The sequence below is a fragment of the Bacillus sp. FSL R5-0560 genome (genome assembly GCF_037966305.1).
Taxonomy (GTDB): domain Bacteria; phylum Bacillota; class Bacilli; order Bacillales; family Bacillaceae; genus Bacillus; species Bacillus mojavensis.
In genome coordinates this window covers 4084274-4100092 of record NZ_CP150195.1, presented here as the reverse complement: position 1 = coordinate 4100092, position 15819 = coordinate 4084274, and the positions used below count along the sequence as shown (strand labels likewise).

Genomic DNA, 15819 nt, shown 5'->3' with positions numbered 1-15819 from the left:
CTCTACCATACCTAGGAGGGAATGTTTCAATGACTAGCAGAGGAGATTCACGTGAAAAAATCCTTCACACAGCGTCACGTCTGTTCCAGCTGCAAGGATATCACGCGACGGGCTTAAACCAGATTGTGAAAGAAAGCGGTGCTCCTAAGGGATCGCTTTATCACTTTTTTCCGAATGGCAAAGAAGAATTAGCAATTGAAGCGGTTTCATATACAGGAAAGATCGTTGAACATGTGATACAGCAAAGTATGGATGAATCCTCTGATCCAACAGAAGCGATTCAGCATTTTATCAAAAAAACCGCCAGCCAGTTTGACAATACGGAAAGCATTCAAGGGATTCCAGTCGGCTTGCTGGCGAGTGAAACGGCGTTAATCAGCGAGTCGCTGCGCACGGTTTGCATGAAGGTGTTTAAAAGCTGGGAAGCGGTTTTCGCCAGAAAATTAAAGGAAAACGGATTTGCAGAAGAAGAAGCAAATCAGCTTGGGATGCTGATCAATTCGATGATTGAAGGCGGTATTATGCTTTCGTTAACGAATAAAGACAAAACGCCCCTTCTTCTCATTGCCGAACAAATTCCAGTATTGGTGAGGAAAAAAGGGTAGCAATTTGTTATCCTTTCCCCTACAATTATATAGAACGGTCTAGTTAGAAACCTAAAATATATAGACTGGTCTAAATTGGAGGAAACAACATGAAAACGTTAAGTAAACATTCACTGCCCAAAGAAAAAGTGCCTTACTTGCTCCGCAGCGGAGAGGGAGAGCGCTACTTGTTCGGCAGACAGGTTGCGACAGTGATGGCAAACGGAAAGAGCACGGGAGATTTGTTCGAGATCGTACTGCTTTCTGGGGGAAAAGGGGATGCCTTTCCGCTTCATATTCACAAAAATACGCATGAAGGGCTTCTTGTTCTGGACGGTAAGCTTGAACTGACACTTGATGGTGAACATTATCTTTTAGTAGCTGGTGATTATGCGAATATTCCGGCCGGAACGCCGCACAGCTACCGGATGCATAGCCACAGAACACGGCTGGTGTCTTACACAATGAAAGGGAATGTCGCACATATGTATTCCGTGCTTGGAACGCCGTATGATCATGCTGAACATCCGCCGCACGCAAGCGAAGAGGTATCAAAAGAGCGTTTTGCAAAAGCGATTGAGGTGGCGGACATTATGTTTGCGGAGGATGAAAACCCTGCCGGTGCTCCAAAACTTGTGGAGAATACAGAACTTCCGGATGGCGTTGTTCCATATGTGCTTGAGTCTGGAGAAGGAGACCGTTTGTTGACGGGCGATCAGCTACACCGGATAGTGGCTGCGCAAAAGAATACAGACGGGCAATTTATCGTTGTATCATCTGAAGGCCCTAAAGGCGATCGCATCGTTGATCATTACCATGAGCATCATACAGAAACATTCTATTGTCTTGAAGGGCAAATGACGATGTGGGCCGATGGTGAAGAAATTCAGCTTAATCCAGGAGATTTTCTGCATGTTCCTGCCAACACTGTACACTCCTATCGCTTGGATTCTCACTATACAAAAATGGTGGGGGTATTGGTTCCGGGCTTATTCGAGCCGTTTTTCCGCACGTTAGGAGATCCGTATGAAGGGCATATCTTCCCGAGTGAACCTCAAGCTTTGCGATTCGACCGTGTCTTGCAGAATATCGACACATTAGATTTAAAGGTCATGAAACCATAATATCTCCGGGCTTCCTGTGAAGCCTGGTTTTTTATTGTGAAGGTGACAGGACTGTAAGGTTTTTCCTTTGTGTTGCCATCTAAATCGATGTTTCTTCGCTTCTTTTTTTCATACGCTTGAGGTATAGAAAAAAGGAGCGTGATCCATATGGCTTCATTACAGCCGATTCTGACAAATGAGCGTATTGGTGTGCTTGACGTGTTAAGAGGAATTGCCATTTTCGGCATTCTATTTGTGAATTTGGCGCACTTCAGTTATCCGGATATGTATTTGTCTATGCTTGAAAAGGATAATTTTTTCACGGAAAAGTGGTCTGGTGCCGACTTTGCTGCAGCAGACATATTGAAATTTTTGATTCAAACCAAATGTATTTTACTGTTTTCATTTTTATTTGGGTTTGGCATGGTGGTGATGATGGAGAGAGCGTTAAGCAAAGGAAAACGTTTTGTCCCGCTTTATATCAGAAGATTATTGGCACTCTTCATCTTTGGAACCATTCATGCTTTTTTGATATGGGACGGGGATATCTTAACGGAATACGCCCTGCTTGGCTTGGTTTTCCTTTTGTTCAGAAAAGCAAAGCCGAAAACACTGTTGATATGGGCAGCCTCTTTGTATCTCCTGTTTTCGCTTCCGTTCATTTTGGCAAGCTTTCATCAAGCGAACGGTCAAGAATGGGCACAGGCGGCCAGTCAGCAGGCGAAGCAGGCGCTGCATGCTTACGGAAACGGCACCCTGAAAGACATTGCGGAACAGCGAATCCACGACCGTCTTGTTTATATGTCAATGAATGGCATGCTGACCTATAATCCGCTGAATTTCTTTTTTGCCTCCATCCCATATTTCAGTATGTTTTTACTGGGCGCCGCGGCGGCAAAATCAAGATTGCTGCATCAGCCGGGAAAGCACCGCAAAGCGTTAAAAAGAGTATGGCTGTCTGGTCTGGTCATTGGCATCAGCGCTCATATATTGTACAGTGTGACCGAAAAAGAAGTATGTTTGCTGGTTGGAGCGCCTTTTCTTATGTTTTTCTACGTCACTACGATTGTGTATCTATATCATAAGACAAGACTGGCTAAGCCGCTGCAATACTTTTCTGCAGTCGGGAGAATGGCATTTACCAACTATCTCATGCAATCGATCATCTGTACGTTGATTTTCTATCATTACGGGTTGGGGTTATACGGCAAAGTGTATCCGGCTGCGGGCGTGCTGATCACGATCGCGGTATGTGCCCTTCAAATGATTTTCAGCCACCTGTGGCTTCGGGCATTTCGAATGGGGCCGTTTGAGTGGCTTTGGAGGAGCCTTACGTATATGAAATGGCAGCCGATCTTGAAGAAATCATAGATAAATAAAAGTCTAGACTCATATTGGAGTCTAGACTTTTTCATGTTTTCAATTATTTATATACAACCCGTGTGCGGCAAATGATGTCATGCAGGCCCTTTTTCTCTCCGAATGCCACCATGATAAAACCGATATAAAAGATAATTCCAGATAATATGTACGCAAAGTAACGGCCGATTGCCTGCCCGATAGACACGCGTCCGCCTTGTTCATTGACTACTTTCAGCCCGAGAATTTTCTTGCCGAGCGTGCCTTGCATTTTAGAAGCTGTAAGCAGCCCGTAATATAACACACTGATGACGATCATGATCAGCATGGTTGGCAAAAAGGCAAGCGTTAAGTATTTCACCATATATTCGTCTTTTGTCATGTATGGGTCTGTTGCGATGGATCCAGCGATAAATACAGAATTGATAATAAATAGAATAATATAGCTAGGAACAGATACAATAATGCCATCAATCAAATAAGCTAAAACACGAATCCAAAATCCTGCCGGTTTTTCCATGTATATTTCTCTCTCCTTTGAATTAATCTGGAACAGTATACTTTGTAAAAAAAGCTTTTGCAATATGATATGGTGATAAAATCCTGATATTACTGAAAAATGAGTCTTTTATCCTTTCTTTTCTACTATATAAATATACCAGAGATGATTAAAAAACATGTCTTATACATTATTAGAAGCCATAAAGCAGGGCCAAATGACTGAGGATGCAGTTCGTTATGATGAGAAAATCGGCTTGCTTCTGCCGGATAAACGAAAGGCGAAGGGCATCGGGTGTTTAGTGAGGACGATAAGAAACGACTGCTGTTGATCGACAGACGGGTTGGATGATATGAGCACGAGCTGCAAGCAGGTATGGGAGCTAATTGAAGCGAATCTGGAGAGCGAGGAAGGGTTTGGACCCTCGCATACTGGGTATTTACACCAGGTTTTGGCATAGAACACAACACTGAAATTAAGGTAGAAACACCATCGATTTCTATTAGTTTTTCCTTTACGATAATAAAGGTTAATATTTCTATTTTAGGAGGTATCAATTGATCATGTCCAGAAAAAATCGCGTGGTGATCATGACTGCAATTTCTGCATTCCTTTTTTGCGCTATGATTTTTGCGGCTTCACTTTCTCCGCTGGCAGACACGGGGTCCTCAGCCAATCAGTTCAACTCTATCGGTATGTGGTCGGCAATTGGTATGATACTTGTTTTCTATCTCATTCCCATCCTCATGTACATGCTGGGTGTGGATGCGATGAAATTTGTGATGGCGGCGCTTTGCGGCATGGGTTTGCTGATTCACTTATCTACTGCTGCCATTGTACTGATGGTGAGTGTATTCGGTGACCATCCGCTTTCTGATGTGATTACTGTGATGGGGCTCTGTCTCGCTTCAGCGGCTGTAAACATCATTTGGTTTTTTGCCGCTTTTCGTTCTTCGTCAAAGAAACCTGTCACAAGGAATTTTACATAGTTTTCTATTTTCGCTGATGCATGATTTTTCTGTGAACTACATTTATTCACAAACTGGAAATGACTGAACTGTGGATGATAGAAAAAGAGAATCTGCAAGGGATGCAGATTCTCTGAACCATGTTTATTTAGCTGCTTGAATAAACACACCTTTTTCATGGGAGAACTCTTTAAATCCATATACCCCATGATAGGAGCCGATTCCGCTTGTGTTGACGCCGCCGAATGGCAGGTTGACGTCACTGAAATGAACGACGACATCATTGATCGCTGCATTTCCTGATGTGGTGTGCTGAAGGACGTTGTCGATCAGGTCTTGGTTGTGGCTGAATACATAAAGCGCGAGCGGTTTATCGCGGTCATTTACGTAATCAATGACCTCATCGATTTCTTCATAGTTCATCATCGGCAGGATCGGTGCAAAGATTTCTTCCTGCATGATCTTCATATCTGGCGTAACGTTTTTTAAAACGGTTGGCGAGATCGTACGGTCGCTTGCATCAAATACGCCGCCGAACACGACTTCCGCGCCTTTCTCGATGGCATCGTCGTATAAAGCTTTGACGCGGTTAAAGTTGCGGTCATTGACAATTTGCGTAAATTTTTTTCGATCCGGCGTGTAATCATCTTCCATAAATCCTGCGTTGACAATGGTTTGTAAAATGCCTGCGAACTTGTCCTGCACGTCTTTTTTAATGAAGACATAATCCGGCGCGATGCAGGTTTGACCGGCATTTACGAACTTGCCGACAGCAATTTTTTTCGCTGCGTCCATTAAGTCGTATTCACTGTCGATGATGGTCGGACTCTTGCCGCCAAGCTCAAGCGTGACAGATGCCAAGTGCTTGGCGGCTGCTGTCATGACGATTTTTCCCACATTTGTGCTTCCGGTGAAGAAAATGTGGTCGAACGGCTGATCAAGAAGCTCAGTGGCCACTTCAACCTCTCCTTCAAAAATGGCAACTTCTTTTTCGTCGAAAGCATCTCGGATGACTTTTGCGGCAATGTTGCTCGTGTTCATCGTAAAGTCTGACAGCTTCACAATGGCACTGTTTCCTGCTGCGATAGAAGCGGCAAGCGGCGCCATCGTCAGCATAAACGGGTAGTTCCACGGACCGAGTATAAGCGTAACGCCTTTAGGCTCGTACATGAGGATTCCGTTGGCATCAGAGCTTAAGGATGAACCGACTTCTTTGGGTGTCATCCATGTTTCCAGGTTGTTCATATTATCTCTGATCGCTTTTTTTGTACCTTCGATTTCTGCTTTTTTGACCTCGTGATACGGCTTCCGCACGTCTTTGCGGATCGCTTCAATGATTTCCTCTTCATGTGCGATGACGGAATCCAAAAAGCGCTGAAGCTTTTCTTTGCGCTGTTCCGCTGTTGAAGCACGCAGCACTTTTTGCTGTTTTTTCTGAAGCTGGAAGACGCGCTGAATGTCGTCTTTTACTTGCTGTTCCATTGTAAAATCCCCCTCATTTGCTTTCTGCTTATCTCGGAACTATTATAAAGTGGTATCTTTTCTATAAGAAAGACAACGGAGAATCATCTATACGTTACCGTACATATATCGAACATCTGTCTAAGTTTGGAGGTGACTCTTTTGCCGGAATCTGCTGAGGCTCAAATCAAACAGGCGCTTCTGGATTTATTAGAAAAAAGGGATATTCGACAGATTACAATGAAAGAAATTGCTGAACACGCACAAGTGAGCCGCGGGACACTCTATCTTTATTACGAGGATAAGTTTTCCATCATTGAGGATTTGATGGGTGACATGCAGGAAGGATTGAGCGAAGCGCTCTATGAAGCGTTCAAGCATATGGATACACTTCATCTCAGCCAAAAGCGGCAAACCGTGCATCCGACATTGTCTTTTGTTCATCAGCATCAATCTTTCTTCTCAGCAATGATGGTTAGAGACAACGTACCGTATCAAAATTTCCACCGATTTTTTAAAGATGTGTTTCAGCAGGATGTCATGCTGTCTCCGATTCATGTCAATTTGACGCCCATGGAGCAGGAGATTTACGGACATTACAGGGCTTTGTATACGTATGCGATTATTTTGTACTGGCTGAATGAGGATGCGTCTGCGTCTCCAGAAGCCATCAGCCACAAGGTATGGGAACTTGTTTCTCAGAAACGGTTTTATTGGCTGTTTGGACAGGCTGTTGAAGCGGGGCCGGAGGAGAACAAGCAAATTGACCGTCGTGTTGTCCGCACGAGACAGGCACTGCAGGAGGCGTTGCTGGACGTATTGGCGGAGAAAAAAGACTATGCGGCGGTGACGATTTCGGATATTACCAGAAAAAGCAACATTCGCAGGGCGACCTTTTATGATCACTATGCCAATAAAGATGAGCTGGTACAAGCGATGATTCATCAATCGTGTGCAGATATGATTGACCGGCTGACGGTGAGTGCCAGTCCGGATGAGCTTTCTTTAGCGGAAGCTGAGACGGCGCTTGCCAGCCTGCTTTCTGCGTTATCGGAGCGCTCGCCTATTGTCCGGTTTCTCAATCCTGAATGGGGAATTCCTCATGTGATACCCAGCATGTTCAAAGCGCTGGAATCTTTTTACCTGCATCAGCAGCTTGATATCCGCGCGGGAAAGAAACTTTATGCTTATTATGTTTCCGCTATGATTATCGGTTTGATGTTGTATCGGCTGGATGAGGGAAAGGCGCACGATCCGAGGGTGCTGGCCAGGGAGTTTTTGCAGTTTTTGGATGTGAAGAAGTATAAGGTTGTATTGCTTTGAAGCGGCCCGGAGACTTGACCCGGGCTTTGTGTTGTTAAGATACTTGCTCTTTTGATTTTCTTTCTTTTAAAGTGAGATTGAGAAATAGAAGAGCCAAAAGAATAAAAGCAATATTCACCGTCCAAGACTTCCAGCTTCCAGTGGGGACTAAAATCGTATTGAAGAGCAGGCGAACGCTTGAAGAAAATGAAAAGAGTAAAAATAATAGTTTGTTTTGAGACATGATTCTATACGTCCTATACCTTTCTTATAAAAAATAAAATGCCTCAAAGCAGATTCTCATCTGCTTTTGAGACATATATGAACATTTCTCTAAATGGAAATTAACGTAAGTGTAATACATCTAAAAAATAATCAATATATCTTTTTGAATCAACGATAATTGATACATCTGTCTGCATGCCATTTTTTAAATGTATTTTTGTTCCGTTATCTTTAACAATTTCTTTGCTTTCTATCGTGCTTTCAGCAATATAAAATTTTTGCCCGTTTTGATCACTAATACTGTCTGGACTTATTTTTGTAATGACACCTTTAATGGTTTGATTTGTATTTTCAATATGGAATCTAACCTTATCTTTTTCATTAATATTTGTGATCTCATGACTCGGAATATAAATGTTACCTTTAAGCTTCTCTTTATCAGGGACAATAGTCAAAATAGCAGTGCCTGCTTGTAAATTGTCACCTGGAGATATATTTGTTAATACATTAACATAGCCATCACTTGTTGCTTTTATTTTATATTTTTCTAATTGTAAATCTATCATCTTTAGATCATCTTCTCTTGATTTAAGAGTGGTTTGAAGATCTGTTTGCTTTTGAGATGTTTGATTTAGCAAGTTTGTTTTGAGTTGCTCAATTGAAAGCTTATAATTTGTTTGCTCTGAGTTATCGGAATCACTGTCAAAATCGTTACTTTTCATTGAACTGTTAATCTCATCAAGAGATTGATTTAATTCGTCTTTTTCTTCACTTAGTTTTACTAACATATCTTGTTTTAAACTTTCTAGCTGTCCGTTCAGATTCTCTTTCTGCTGTGAAAAACTGTTTTTATCGAGCTCATCTTTCATCTTCTGTAGATCATCAAGCTGCTGCGCCACATTTTGTTTGTTAGTTTGATAACTATTATAGTAAGAACTATACTTATCATCCTGTTTGGCAAAGGATTTATTGTTTTTAATGGAGTCTTGCAGATCAGAAATTCGTTGAAGCTTTAATTCCACTTTGTTTTTTTTCTTATCGAGACTATTTTTTGCGGTTTTTTTCTGCTTCTCAAGTTTATTCTGTTGAGTTTTTGCATTTTCTTCTGATGACTCTAACAAATTACTCTGTTTTTTGTAAGAGAGATATTGATCTTGATAACCCCAATGATCATCCTCACTGAATAAGTTTTTGTCATTTTCAATACTTTTTTTTAGAGTTTTGTTTAACGCAGCTTGTTCTTTTAAATCTTTGATATCTGCTTTAACCGCCTTTTTCTGCGCTTGAATTTCAGTATTTTCTAGCGTAAGCAGTGTATCTCCCTTTTGTACCTTATCAACTTGTTTAAAAGTAACTGTCTTTACTTTCCCGGCTACTTCGTTTGTTACGTTGCTGTCAGGTATAGTATATTGGATGTCAGCTGTTGTTTTTAGAATCACTTCTTTCTTTCCATAGAAACTAAAAACAATAACAGCTATTAATAAGGCCATGAGTAAATAGACAAAGATTAGACCAATTGGTTTTGGTTTTGATTCATAGAGTTCTCTGCTGTCTTTTAATTCTTCTATATTAAAAAAGTTATATTTCATAACTAATTAGTCACCAACTTTTCTGATGACGTTTGATTATCCCACAAATTAAAATATTTACCTTCTAAGCATATTAATTCCTGGTGATTACCTTGTTCTAAGACTTCTCCGTTTTCAATTACAAAAATTTTGTCGCAATTTTTTACTATACTTAATCTATGAGCAATTATTATAGCGGTAATATCTTTTGAAAGGTTTCTAATAACTTTAGAAATCTCTATCTCAGTTAACGAGTCTAAATTACTTGTCGATTCATCCATTATTAGAATAGAAGGTTTTCTTAGCAATGCCCGTGCAATTGCAAGTCTTTGTTTTTGGCCACCGGACAAATTTGATCCATTTTCTTCAATAACTGTTTCGTAGCGGAAGGGTAGATCATTGATAAAGTCATGAATCATTGTTAATTTACAAATTTTAACTATTTCTTCAAAAGTATAAGACTTTGAAGATCCTAATAATAAATTCTCAATAATTGTTCCATTGAAAAAATAAGGTTCTTGTGGTATGTAACTAATTGCTTCCCTTAAAGTAGTTATACTTATATCTTTTAAATTATTTTCGTTAATTAAAATATCTCCACTTTCTACCTTATAAAAATTCATTAACAGTTTGGCTAGAGTAGACTTACCGGATCCGCTTTCTCCTACAAAAGCAACCTTTTCTCCAGATTTTATATTTAAAGTAACCTCGTTTAATATTTTTCTTTTTAAATCATATTGAAAACTGACTTTATTGAATTGAATAGGCCCTTTTATTAGTTCAGTATTAGTTATTTTAGTTCTAGCATTTTCTGTGTTTATTAGTTCTGGCTCTATCTCTAGAACTTCTTCTAGTCTTTTGGAAGCAACAGTAGCTGATTGGAGTTTAGATTGTAAACCAAGTAAACTTTGCAAAGGATCAAAAAAGTAAACTAGTAAAGCATTATAAGCAATAAGTTGTCCGATTGAAAGGTTGCCTTTCATCACTTGAATTGATCCTATCCAAAGGATAACAATGCCGCTTGTTAAATCAATAAAAACTTTTATCGAATTTTGGAAGTTATCAAGAACTCCATGTTTATATGCTGATCGTAGATATTTTACTAATTTTTTTTCTGTATCAGCAGTTACTTTATATTCGGCATTGTGAGCTTTAATTGTTTCCATGCCCTCTAGATAATCAACAATTGTAGAAGTTAGTTGTGCATTATTCTCCATTTCTTCATCATTTATCCTATGATAGGGTTTTACAAATAAAAGTACCACAAATATATATACAGGGACTATTGCTAAAACAACAAAGAATAAAGTTGAATTCTGCAAAAATAAAAATATTCCAGCTAACAGAAGCATAAATGTATCTAGAAATACAGAAATAGAAACACTTGCAATTGCATCAATTACTTTCGTAGCATCATTAAATCGTGATATAATCTCTCCTATTTTTCTGGTATTGAAAAATTTCATAGGGAGTTTTACTACATGTTTAAAGTATCCAAACATGATTGATATACTCAATTTTTGCCCTAAAATAATCATGAGATATTGCCTGAATGCAGTTAAAACTACTTTAAATAAAAACATTATCAGCATTCCTATAGAAAGGATGTGTAAAGTTCCTACTGAATTGTTAGGCAAGATATCGTCAATTATGTACTGAAAATAAAAAGCCCCCGTAATACCGAGGATTGTTATAATTAATGAAGTTAAAATTGTATGGATTATAAGCGATTTTTGATGTGCTATCAAGCGAAAAATATCTTGCTTTACTGTACTTCTCTCGTTATATTCCTTATAATTTGCTGCAGGGAGCATTAGTAGTAATACTCCAGTCCATATGCTTAAAAATTCTTCTTTTGTATACCTTACTAATCCCCTTCCAGGATCCGCTATAATTATTTCGTTTTTTTTGATTTTATGAATAACAACGTAATGCATTAAATTACCATCAAGAACGACATGAGCAATAGCAGGTAGCCCAAAGGGTTGATCTAAAACTGTATGATCTCCCCTGACCCCTTTGGCGGAAAAACCCAACTTTTCTGCAGCTTTAACTATACCTAAAGCGCTTGTTCCCTCTTGATTTGTGCCAGCAATGTCACGAATTTTCGACAAAGAAATTCGTGATCCATAATGCCTTAAAATTGTAGCTAAACATGCTGCTCCACAATCTTTTTCATCAAGTTGTTTTACACAATGATACTTTTTAAATAGCATTTTTTTCTCCAATAATTACTGAAAGTGAAATATTTATAATGAAAAAATTATATTTTCATAGGTGAAATTTCATTTGCTTTTTAATTGATTTAGTTTTGCCTCAAGAAGTGTATAAAAATATGTTCCTACAAAACACAAAATTGCTATTACGGACAAGTCCATACATGCACCTAAGTAATCATGGGTCCTAAAGTAGGAATAAAAATCTTTATAATGCATGCCGCAAAAAATGAAAAAGAATGGCAAGCCCCATCCAAGTAAATTTAGTTTAAAATCCTTTTTAGTCATTTTCTTCAAATTAAACACCCATCTCATTATTCTTAAATCAAATTATCCCTCTTCGAAGAAGAGAGATAATTTACTATAATTAATGACGAATTGATTTATAGACACCATAGCCTGCACCAATGGCTCCCCCAAGAATCATGCCACCAACTATACTAGAACCTCCGGATACAGGAGCGCCTACCATACCGCGAATAAGTCCTTTACCTGCTCCTGTAATAGCACCACCTACAGCACCACCTACAGCATCACGTGCTACTGTTTTCCAGCCTCCTCCGTCTATTTCTAGTAATTCTTGTTCATTTAGTTCTAAACAATTTAAGTTTTTCAACAATATACCCTCCTATATTATGTTAATATGTATACTTTATCAATCCCCAGTAATCAAATATTTTACTGAGCTTCCGATTGCTCCGAAATGAGCTCCTACAAAAGCGCCTGCAGGGCCAGCAATTAAAGCGCCTGATCCGGCGGAGAAGGCAGTACCTGTTAATAACGTTTTAGCATAACCTTTAGCCGAATACTTACCTCCATCGATATTCATCAGTTCTTTTTCATCTAAAGCAATAAAGTTTGTATTCAGATCTTTTTCAACAGACATTTGAAAAAACCTCCTTTTCATAAATATATCGACGTCGCAAAAAGATTATATAGAAAAAATATACATAAATCAACATTTTATTTCAATTTTATGATCTTATATAACTGTTTATATGTATTTTTATAGACTTAAATACCCCCAAAAAGTTCGTGAGAATTCATCTTTAATAAATATTTAGGATTAAGTTTAGTTTGGATTTTTCAGGTTGCTCAATTATTATAAAGTAGTTAACCCTACATAAAATCACTATGGTTTTTTCTGATTATCTGTACAATTTTATTTACCTTATATTAAATAAGACGAGTCTAAGATTATTAAAATAAGCGTAATAAAAAGAGAGAGGGACATTCCCTCTCTTACTTCTCTTCCTTCCATTTTTCATCAATCAGCATCTTCCCAGGCCATGTATACGCCATGATGCCGCCGTCTGCGGTGATGTCTTCGCCTGTGACGTATGAGCTGTCGTCAGATGCGAGGAACAGTGCCACCGTCGCCATTTCCTTCGGTTTGCCGAGTCGGCCGAGCGGCGTGATCCATTTGTTGGCTTCGCGGAATTTCTCGCCCATTTCCTGTTCTTTGGTGCCGGCTAATTTGTCAATCAGCGGTGTTTCAATCGTACCCGGTGAGATGGAATTGACGCGGATGCCGTTTCTTGCGTAATCAATTGCCATCGCTCTTGTCAGGTTTGTGATACCGCCTTTTGCGGCGTTATAGCCGGAGCGATCAAGGTCCGCAGCCCTGCCTGACATGGAGGAGGTGTTGATGATGGAGCCTCCTTTTTCGAGCATGAGCGGAATCAGGTATTTGCTGCAAAGGAACGTGCCGCGCAGATCGACTGCGATAATGCGGTCAAACAGGTCAACGGGATATTCGTGGACTTTTCCGCCTTCCTGATCGACGCCGGCGTTGTTAAAGAGAATATCAATTGTGCCGTACGCGTCTTTGAGTTGATCAGCAAATTGTTTCACATTTTCTTCATCTGACACATCAAGGTGAAAAGCCTCAGCCTGTCCTCCGTTTTGTCTGATCGCTTCGACTGTCTCTTTCATTTGATCTTCATTAATGTCGCCGACAATCACACGCGCGCCTTCATTGGCAAAAACCTCTGCCGTTGCTTGTCCAATGCCTGTCGCAGCGCCTGTGATCACAGCTATTTTGTTTTCTAATCGTCCCATAACAAGAATCCTCCTTTTTTATTTGTCTTCCCGCTGTGTGCAGTGATAAACATGTGAAAAAAGTAATACCTGCATATGGTAAGATGAATGAGAAATTGTGGGAGGTTTTATGTGTTTTGAAGATACAGCATAAGAAGGAACTCAAATTTTATTGTCTTGTCACGATTCCGGCTGCGTTTGCTGTGCTGACTGTCATCTCTTTTTTATTGCAAGAGATTACGTTTCCGGTTACAGCAAGCGCACTTCTGAATGCTTCATGGCATAATCTATTGTTTCTGATACCGTTCTGTTTGTTTTTCTATCCGGTGCATATTTGGATGAAGCGGGAGTTTGGCCGTTGGAATGATGCAGGACAAAAGAGAGGCTGATCCTCTCTTTTTCTTATCCGATTGTCTAGAAAAAATAGTGAAAACTCACCCAACTAATGTTAAATTGACATATATATGCATCTATCGTTCTTTGATGAAAACCATATTGACAGAAGTCATCATTTGTGATAAATAGATGCTGAAAAGAGTTTACATAACATCACAAAGCATGAAAAAGGAGCGAGCGGAATGGCCAAAAAAGAGTTTAAAGCAGAGTCCAAACGACTGCTGGATATGATGATTAATTCCATTTACACCCAAAAAGAAATTTTTCTGCGCGAGTTAATTTCCAATGCGAGTGACGCGATTGACAAAATCTATTACAAAGCGCTGACGGATGATGCGCTAACCTTCGATAAAGACAATTACTACATAAAAGTTGCGGCTGACAAAGGTGCGCGAACGCTGACGATCACGGATACAGGGATCGGAATGACAAAGGACGAGCTTGAACAGCACCTCGGTACGATCGCGAAAAGCGGCTCTCTTGCGTTTAAAAAAGAAAACGAATTGAAGGACGGTCATGACATCATCGGGCAATTCGGTGTCGGATTTTATGCGGCGTTTATGGTTGCCGACATGGTGACCGTTATCAGTAAGGCGCTCGGCAGCGAAGAAGCGTATAAATGGGAGTCTGCAGGCGCGGACGGCTACACAATTGAGCCGTGTGAAAAGGATTCTGTCGGCACAGACATTATTCTGAAGATCAAAGAGAACACGGAAGATGAGAGCTATGATGAATTTTTAGAAGAATATCGTTTAAAAGCAATCATCAAAAAGTACTCCGACTTCATTCGCTACCCGATCAAAATGGATACAACAGTTAACAAGCCGAAGGAAGGCAGCGAGAATGAATTTGAAGAGGTACAGGAAGAACAGACGGTCAACAGCATGGTGCCGATCTGGAGAAAAAACAAGAGCGAGCTGACAGATGAGGACTATGAAACGTTCTATTCTGAAAAGCATTACGGATTTGATAAACCGCTCACACATGTTCATATCAGTGTGGATGGTGCCGTTCGTTACAACGCGATTCTATTTATTCCTGAAAACATGCCGTTTGACTATTACTCTAAGGAATATGAGAAAGGCTTGGAGCTGTATTCCAACGGCGTGCTGATTATGAACAAATGCGCGGATCTGCTGCCGGACCACTTCAGCTTTGTAAAGGGTATGGTCGATTCTGAGGATCTGTCGCTGAACATTTCCAGAGAAATGCTGCAGCATGACCGCCAGCTGAAGCTGATTGCGAAAAACATCAGCAAAAAGATCAAAAGCGAGCTGCAGAGCCTGCTGAAAAAAGACAGAGAAAAATATGAGACCTTCTACAAATCATTCGGCAGACAGCTGAAGTTCGGCGTGTACAATGATTTTGGCGCGAATAAAGATCAATTGAAGGATCTCTTATTATTCTACTCTTCCAAAGAGAAAAAACTGGTCAGCCTAGACGAGTATGTATCCAGAATGCCTGAAGAGCAGAAATATATTTACTACGCGACCGGTGATTCATACGATCGCATTGAAAAACTGCCGCAAACGGAAATGGTAGCGGACAAAGGCTATGAAATTCTTTACTTTACAGAGGATATTGATGAATTTGCGATCAAGATGCTCGCTTCATATCAAGAAAAAGAGTTTAAATCTGTATCAAGCGGCGACCTTGGCATTGATTCAGATGAGGATCAAAAGCAGTCTGAAGAAGAAGAAAGCAAGTACAAGGATCTGTTTGAGGAAATGAAGAATATTCTGTCCGGCAAAGTGAAAAACGTCAGAGTATCCAAACGCCTCAAATCTCATCCGGTCTGCCTTGCAGCTGACGGTGAAGTGACAATCGAGATGGAAAAAATCTTAAATGCGATGCCGGACAGCCAAAATGTAAAAGCGGACAAAGTGCTGGAAATCAACCCGAATCACGAGGTATTCAAGACGCTGCAGAACGCTTTCGAACAAGATAAAGAGAAACTAAGCCTGTACACATATCTCCTGTACAATCAGGCGCTTCTGATCGAAGGTCTGCCAATTCAGGACCCTGTGGAATTTACGAACAATATGTGCAAAGTAATGGTGTAAGAATAAAAAAGGAATCGTCCAAATGAGACGATTCC

The 15819-nt window shown here is 40.0% G+C and carries 16 protein-coding genes; 8 read left to right on the top strand and 8 right to left on the bottom strand.

Translation table 11 applies throughout. From position 1 onward, the window contains the following. Positions 1–29: 29 nt before the first annotated feature. The 3 genes from yxaF (at position 30) to NST56_RS21375 (ending at position 3058) form a co-directional block, all read left to right on the top strand. Complete coding sequence (yxaF, locus tag NST56_RS21385; RefSeq protein ID WP_010332554.1) at positions 30–605, top strand: transcriptional regulator YxaF; 576 nt, start codon at positions 30–32, stop codon at positions 603–605. Positions 606–694: 89 nt separating this feature from the next. Beyond that, on the top strand, positions 695–1708 hold the full coding sequence (locus NST56_RS21380; RefSeq protein ID WP_339179057.1) for a quercetin 2,3-dioxygenase: 1014 nt from the start codon (positions 695–697) through the stop codon (positions 1706–1708). A gap of 147 nt (positions 1709–1855) precedes the next feature. After that, positions 1856–3058 (top strand): DUF418 domain-containing protein, encoded by a 1203-nt coding sequence (locus tag NST56_RS21375; RefSeq protein WP_286059224.1) that lies wholly within the window; start codon positions 1856–1858, stop codon positions 3056–3058. 52 nt (positions 3059–3110) lie between these two features. On the opposite strand, the gene NST56_RS21370 is transcribed toward NST56_RS21375, so the two are convergent. Further along, positions 3111–3566, bottom strand: coding sequence for an RDD family protein (locus NST56_RS21370; protein ID WP_010332551.1), 456 nt, complete (start codon positions 3564–3566; stop codon positions 3111–3113). Positions 3567–3723: 157 nt separating this feature from the next. Between NST56_RS21370 and NST56_RS21365 the strand changes: the two genes are divergently transcribed. Together NST56_RS21365 and NST56_RS21360 are read left to right on the top strand one after the other, a co-directional pair. Further along, positions 3724–3876: a hypothetical protein gene (locus NST56_RS21365; RefSeq protein WP_286059225.1), complete on the top strand. Its 153-nt coding sequence runs from the start codon at positions 3724–3726 to the stop codon at positions 3874–3876. A gap of 232 nt (positions 3877–4108) precedes the next feature. Continuing rightward, the gene (locus NST56_RS21360) at positions 4109–4534 is read left to right on the top strand and encodes a DUF5391 family protein (RefSeq protein WP_339179054.1); all 426 of its coding nucleotides are present in this window, start codon (positions 4109–4111) and stop codon (positions 4532–4534) included. A gap of 123 nt (positions 4535–4657) precedes the next feature. On the opposite strand, the gene NST56_RS21355 is transcribed toward NST56_RS21360, so the two are convergent. Further along, positions 4658–5995, bottom strand: a complete 1338-nt coding sequence (locus NST56_RS21355) for an aldehyde dehydrogenase family protein (protein WP_339179052.1) — start codon at positions 5993–5995, stop codon at positions 4658–4660. Between the two features lie 141 nt (positions 5996–6136). Here NST56_RS21355 and NST56_RS21350 point away from each other — a divergent pair, with 141 nt between their 5' ends. Beyond that, on the top strand, positions 6137–7297 hold the full coding sequence (locus NST56_RS21350) for a TetR/AcrR family transcriptional regulator (RefSeq protein ID WP_339179050.1): 1161 nt from the start codon (positions 6137–6139) through the stop codon (positions 7295–7297). A 34-nt stretch (positions 7298–7331) separates the two neighbouring features. Here the strand turns inward: NST56_RS21350 and NST56_RS21345 are convergent, their stop codons facing one another. From NST56_RS21345 to NST56_RS21320, 6 genes are all read right to left on the bottom strand, one after another. Continuing rightward, positions 7332–7520: a hypothetical protein gene (locus NST56_RS21345; RefSeq protein ID WP_339179048.1), complete on the bottom strand. Its 189-nt coding sequence runs from the start codon at positions 7518–7520 to the stop codon at positions 7332–7334. Between the two features lie 100 nt (positions 7521–7620). Further along, positions 7621–9090: an HlyD family efflux transporter periplasmic adaptor subunit gene (locus NST56_RS21340; protein ID WP_339179047.1), complete on the bottom strand. Its 1470-nt coding sequence runs from the start codon at positions 9088–9090 to the stop codon at positions 7621–7623. A 2-nt stretch (positions 9091–9092) separates the two neighbouring features. Beyond that, on the bottom strand, positions 9093–11285 hold the full coding sequence (locus NST56_RS21335) for a peptide cleavage/export ABC transporter (protein ID WP_010332543.1): 2193 nt from the start codon (positions 11283–11285) through the stop codon (positions 9093–9095). Between the two features lie 367 nt (positions 11286–11652). Continuing rightward, the gene (locus tag NST56_RS21330; RefSeq protein WP_010332541.1) at positions 11653–11901 is read right to left on the bottom strand and encodes a Blp family class II bacteriocin; all 249 of its coding nucleotides are present in this window, start codon (positions 11899–11901) and stop codon (positions 11653–11655) included. 39 nt (positions 11902–11940) lie between these two features. Next, on the bottom strand, positions 11941–12171 hold the full coding sequence (locus tag NST56_RS21325) for a Blp family class II bacteriocin (protein ID WP_010332540.1): 231 nt from the start codon (positions 12169–12171) through the stop codon (positions 11941–11943). 356 nt (positions 12172–12527) lie between these two features. Next, entirely contained in the window at positions 12528–13346 is an 819-nt protein-coding gene (locus NST56_RS21320; RefSeq protein ID WP_339179043.1) for an SDR family oxidoreductase, read from the bottom strand. A gap of 116 nt (positions 13347–13462) precedes the next feature. Between NST56_RS21320 and NST56_RS21315 the strand changes: the two genes are divergently transcribed. Together NST56_RS21315 and htpG are read left to right on the top strand one after the other, a co-directional pair. Then, complete coding sequence (locus tag NST56_RS21315; protein WP_168749226.1) at positions 13463–13714, top strand: hypothetical protein; 252 nt, start codon at positions 13463–13465, stop codon at positions 13712–13714. 189 nt (positions 13715–13903) lie between these two features. Beyond that, positions 13904–15784, top strand: a complete 1881-nt coding sequence (htpG, locus tag NST56_RS21310; protein WP_339179040.1) for a molecular chaperone HtpG — start codon at positions 13904–13906, stop codon at positions 15782–15784. The last annotated feature ends 35 nt before the right edge of the window (positions 15785–15819 follow it).

What these genes read in the sequence shown, in the direction of transcription:
- yxaF (WP_010332554.1), top strand. Translation starts at nt 30, where the DNA reads ATGACTAGCAGAGGAGATTCACGTGAAAAAATCCTTCACACAGCGTCA.
- NST56_RS21380 (WP_339179057.1), top strand. Translation starts at nt 695, where the DNA reads ATGAAAACGTTAAGTAAACATTCACTGCCCAAAGAAAAAGTGCCTTAC.
- NST56_RS21375 (WP_286059224.1), top strand. Translation starts at nt 1,856, where the DNA reads ATGGCTTCATTACAGCCGATTCTGACAAATGAGCGTATTGGTGTGCTT.
- NST56_RS21370 (WP_010332551.1), bottom strand. Translation starts at nt 3,566, where the DNA reads ATGGAAAAACCGGCAGGATTTTGGATTCGTGTTTTAGCTTATTTGATT.
- NST56_RS21365 (WP_286059225.1), top strand. Translation starts at nt 3,724, where the DNA reads ATGTCTTATACATTATTAGAAGCCATAAAGCAGGGCCAAATGACTGAG.
- NST56_RS21360 (WP_339179054.1), top strand. Translation starts at nt 4,109, where the DNA reads ATGTCCAGAAAAAATCGCGTGGTGATCATGACTGCAATTTCTGCATTC.
- NST56_RS21355 (WP_339179052.1), bottom strand. Translation starts at nt 5,995, where the DNA reads ATGGAACAGCAAGTAAAAGACGACATTCAGCGCGTCTTCCAGCTTCAG.
- NST56_RS21345 (WP_339179048.1), bottom strand. Translation starts at nt 7,520, where the DNA reads ATGTCTCAAAACAAACTATTATTTTTACTCTTTTCATTTTCTTCAAGC.
- NST56_RS21340 (WP_339179047.1), bottom strand. Translation starts at nt 9,090, where the DNA reads ATGAAATATAACTTTTTTAATATAGAAGAATTAAAAGACAGCAGAGAA.
- NST56_RS21335 (WP_010332543.1), bottom strand. Translation starts at nt 11,285, where the DNA reads ATGCTATTTAAAAAGTATCATTGTGTAAAACAACTTGATGAAAAAGAT.
- NST56_RS21325 (WP_010332540.1), bottom strand. Translation starts at nt 12,171, where the DNA reads ATGTCTGTTGAAAAAGATCTGAATACAAACTTTATTGCTTTAGATGAA.
- NST56_RS21320 (WP_339179043.1), bottom strand. Translation starts at nt 13,346, where the DNA reads ATGGGACGATTAGAAAACAAAATAGCTGTGATCACAGGCGCTGCGACA.
- htpG (WP_339179040.1), top strand. Translation starts at nt 13,904, where the DNA reads ATGGCCAAAAAAGAGTTTAAAGCAGAGTCCAAACGACTGCTGGATATG.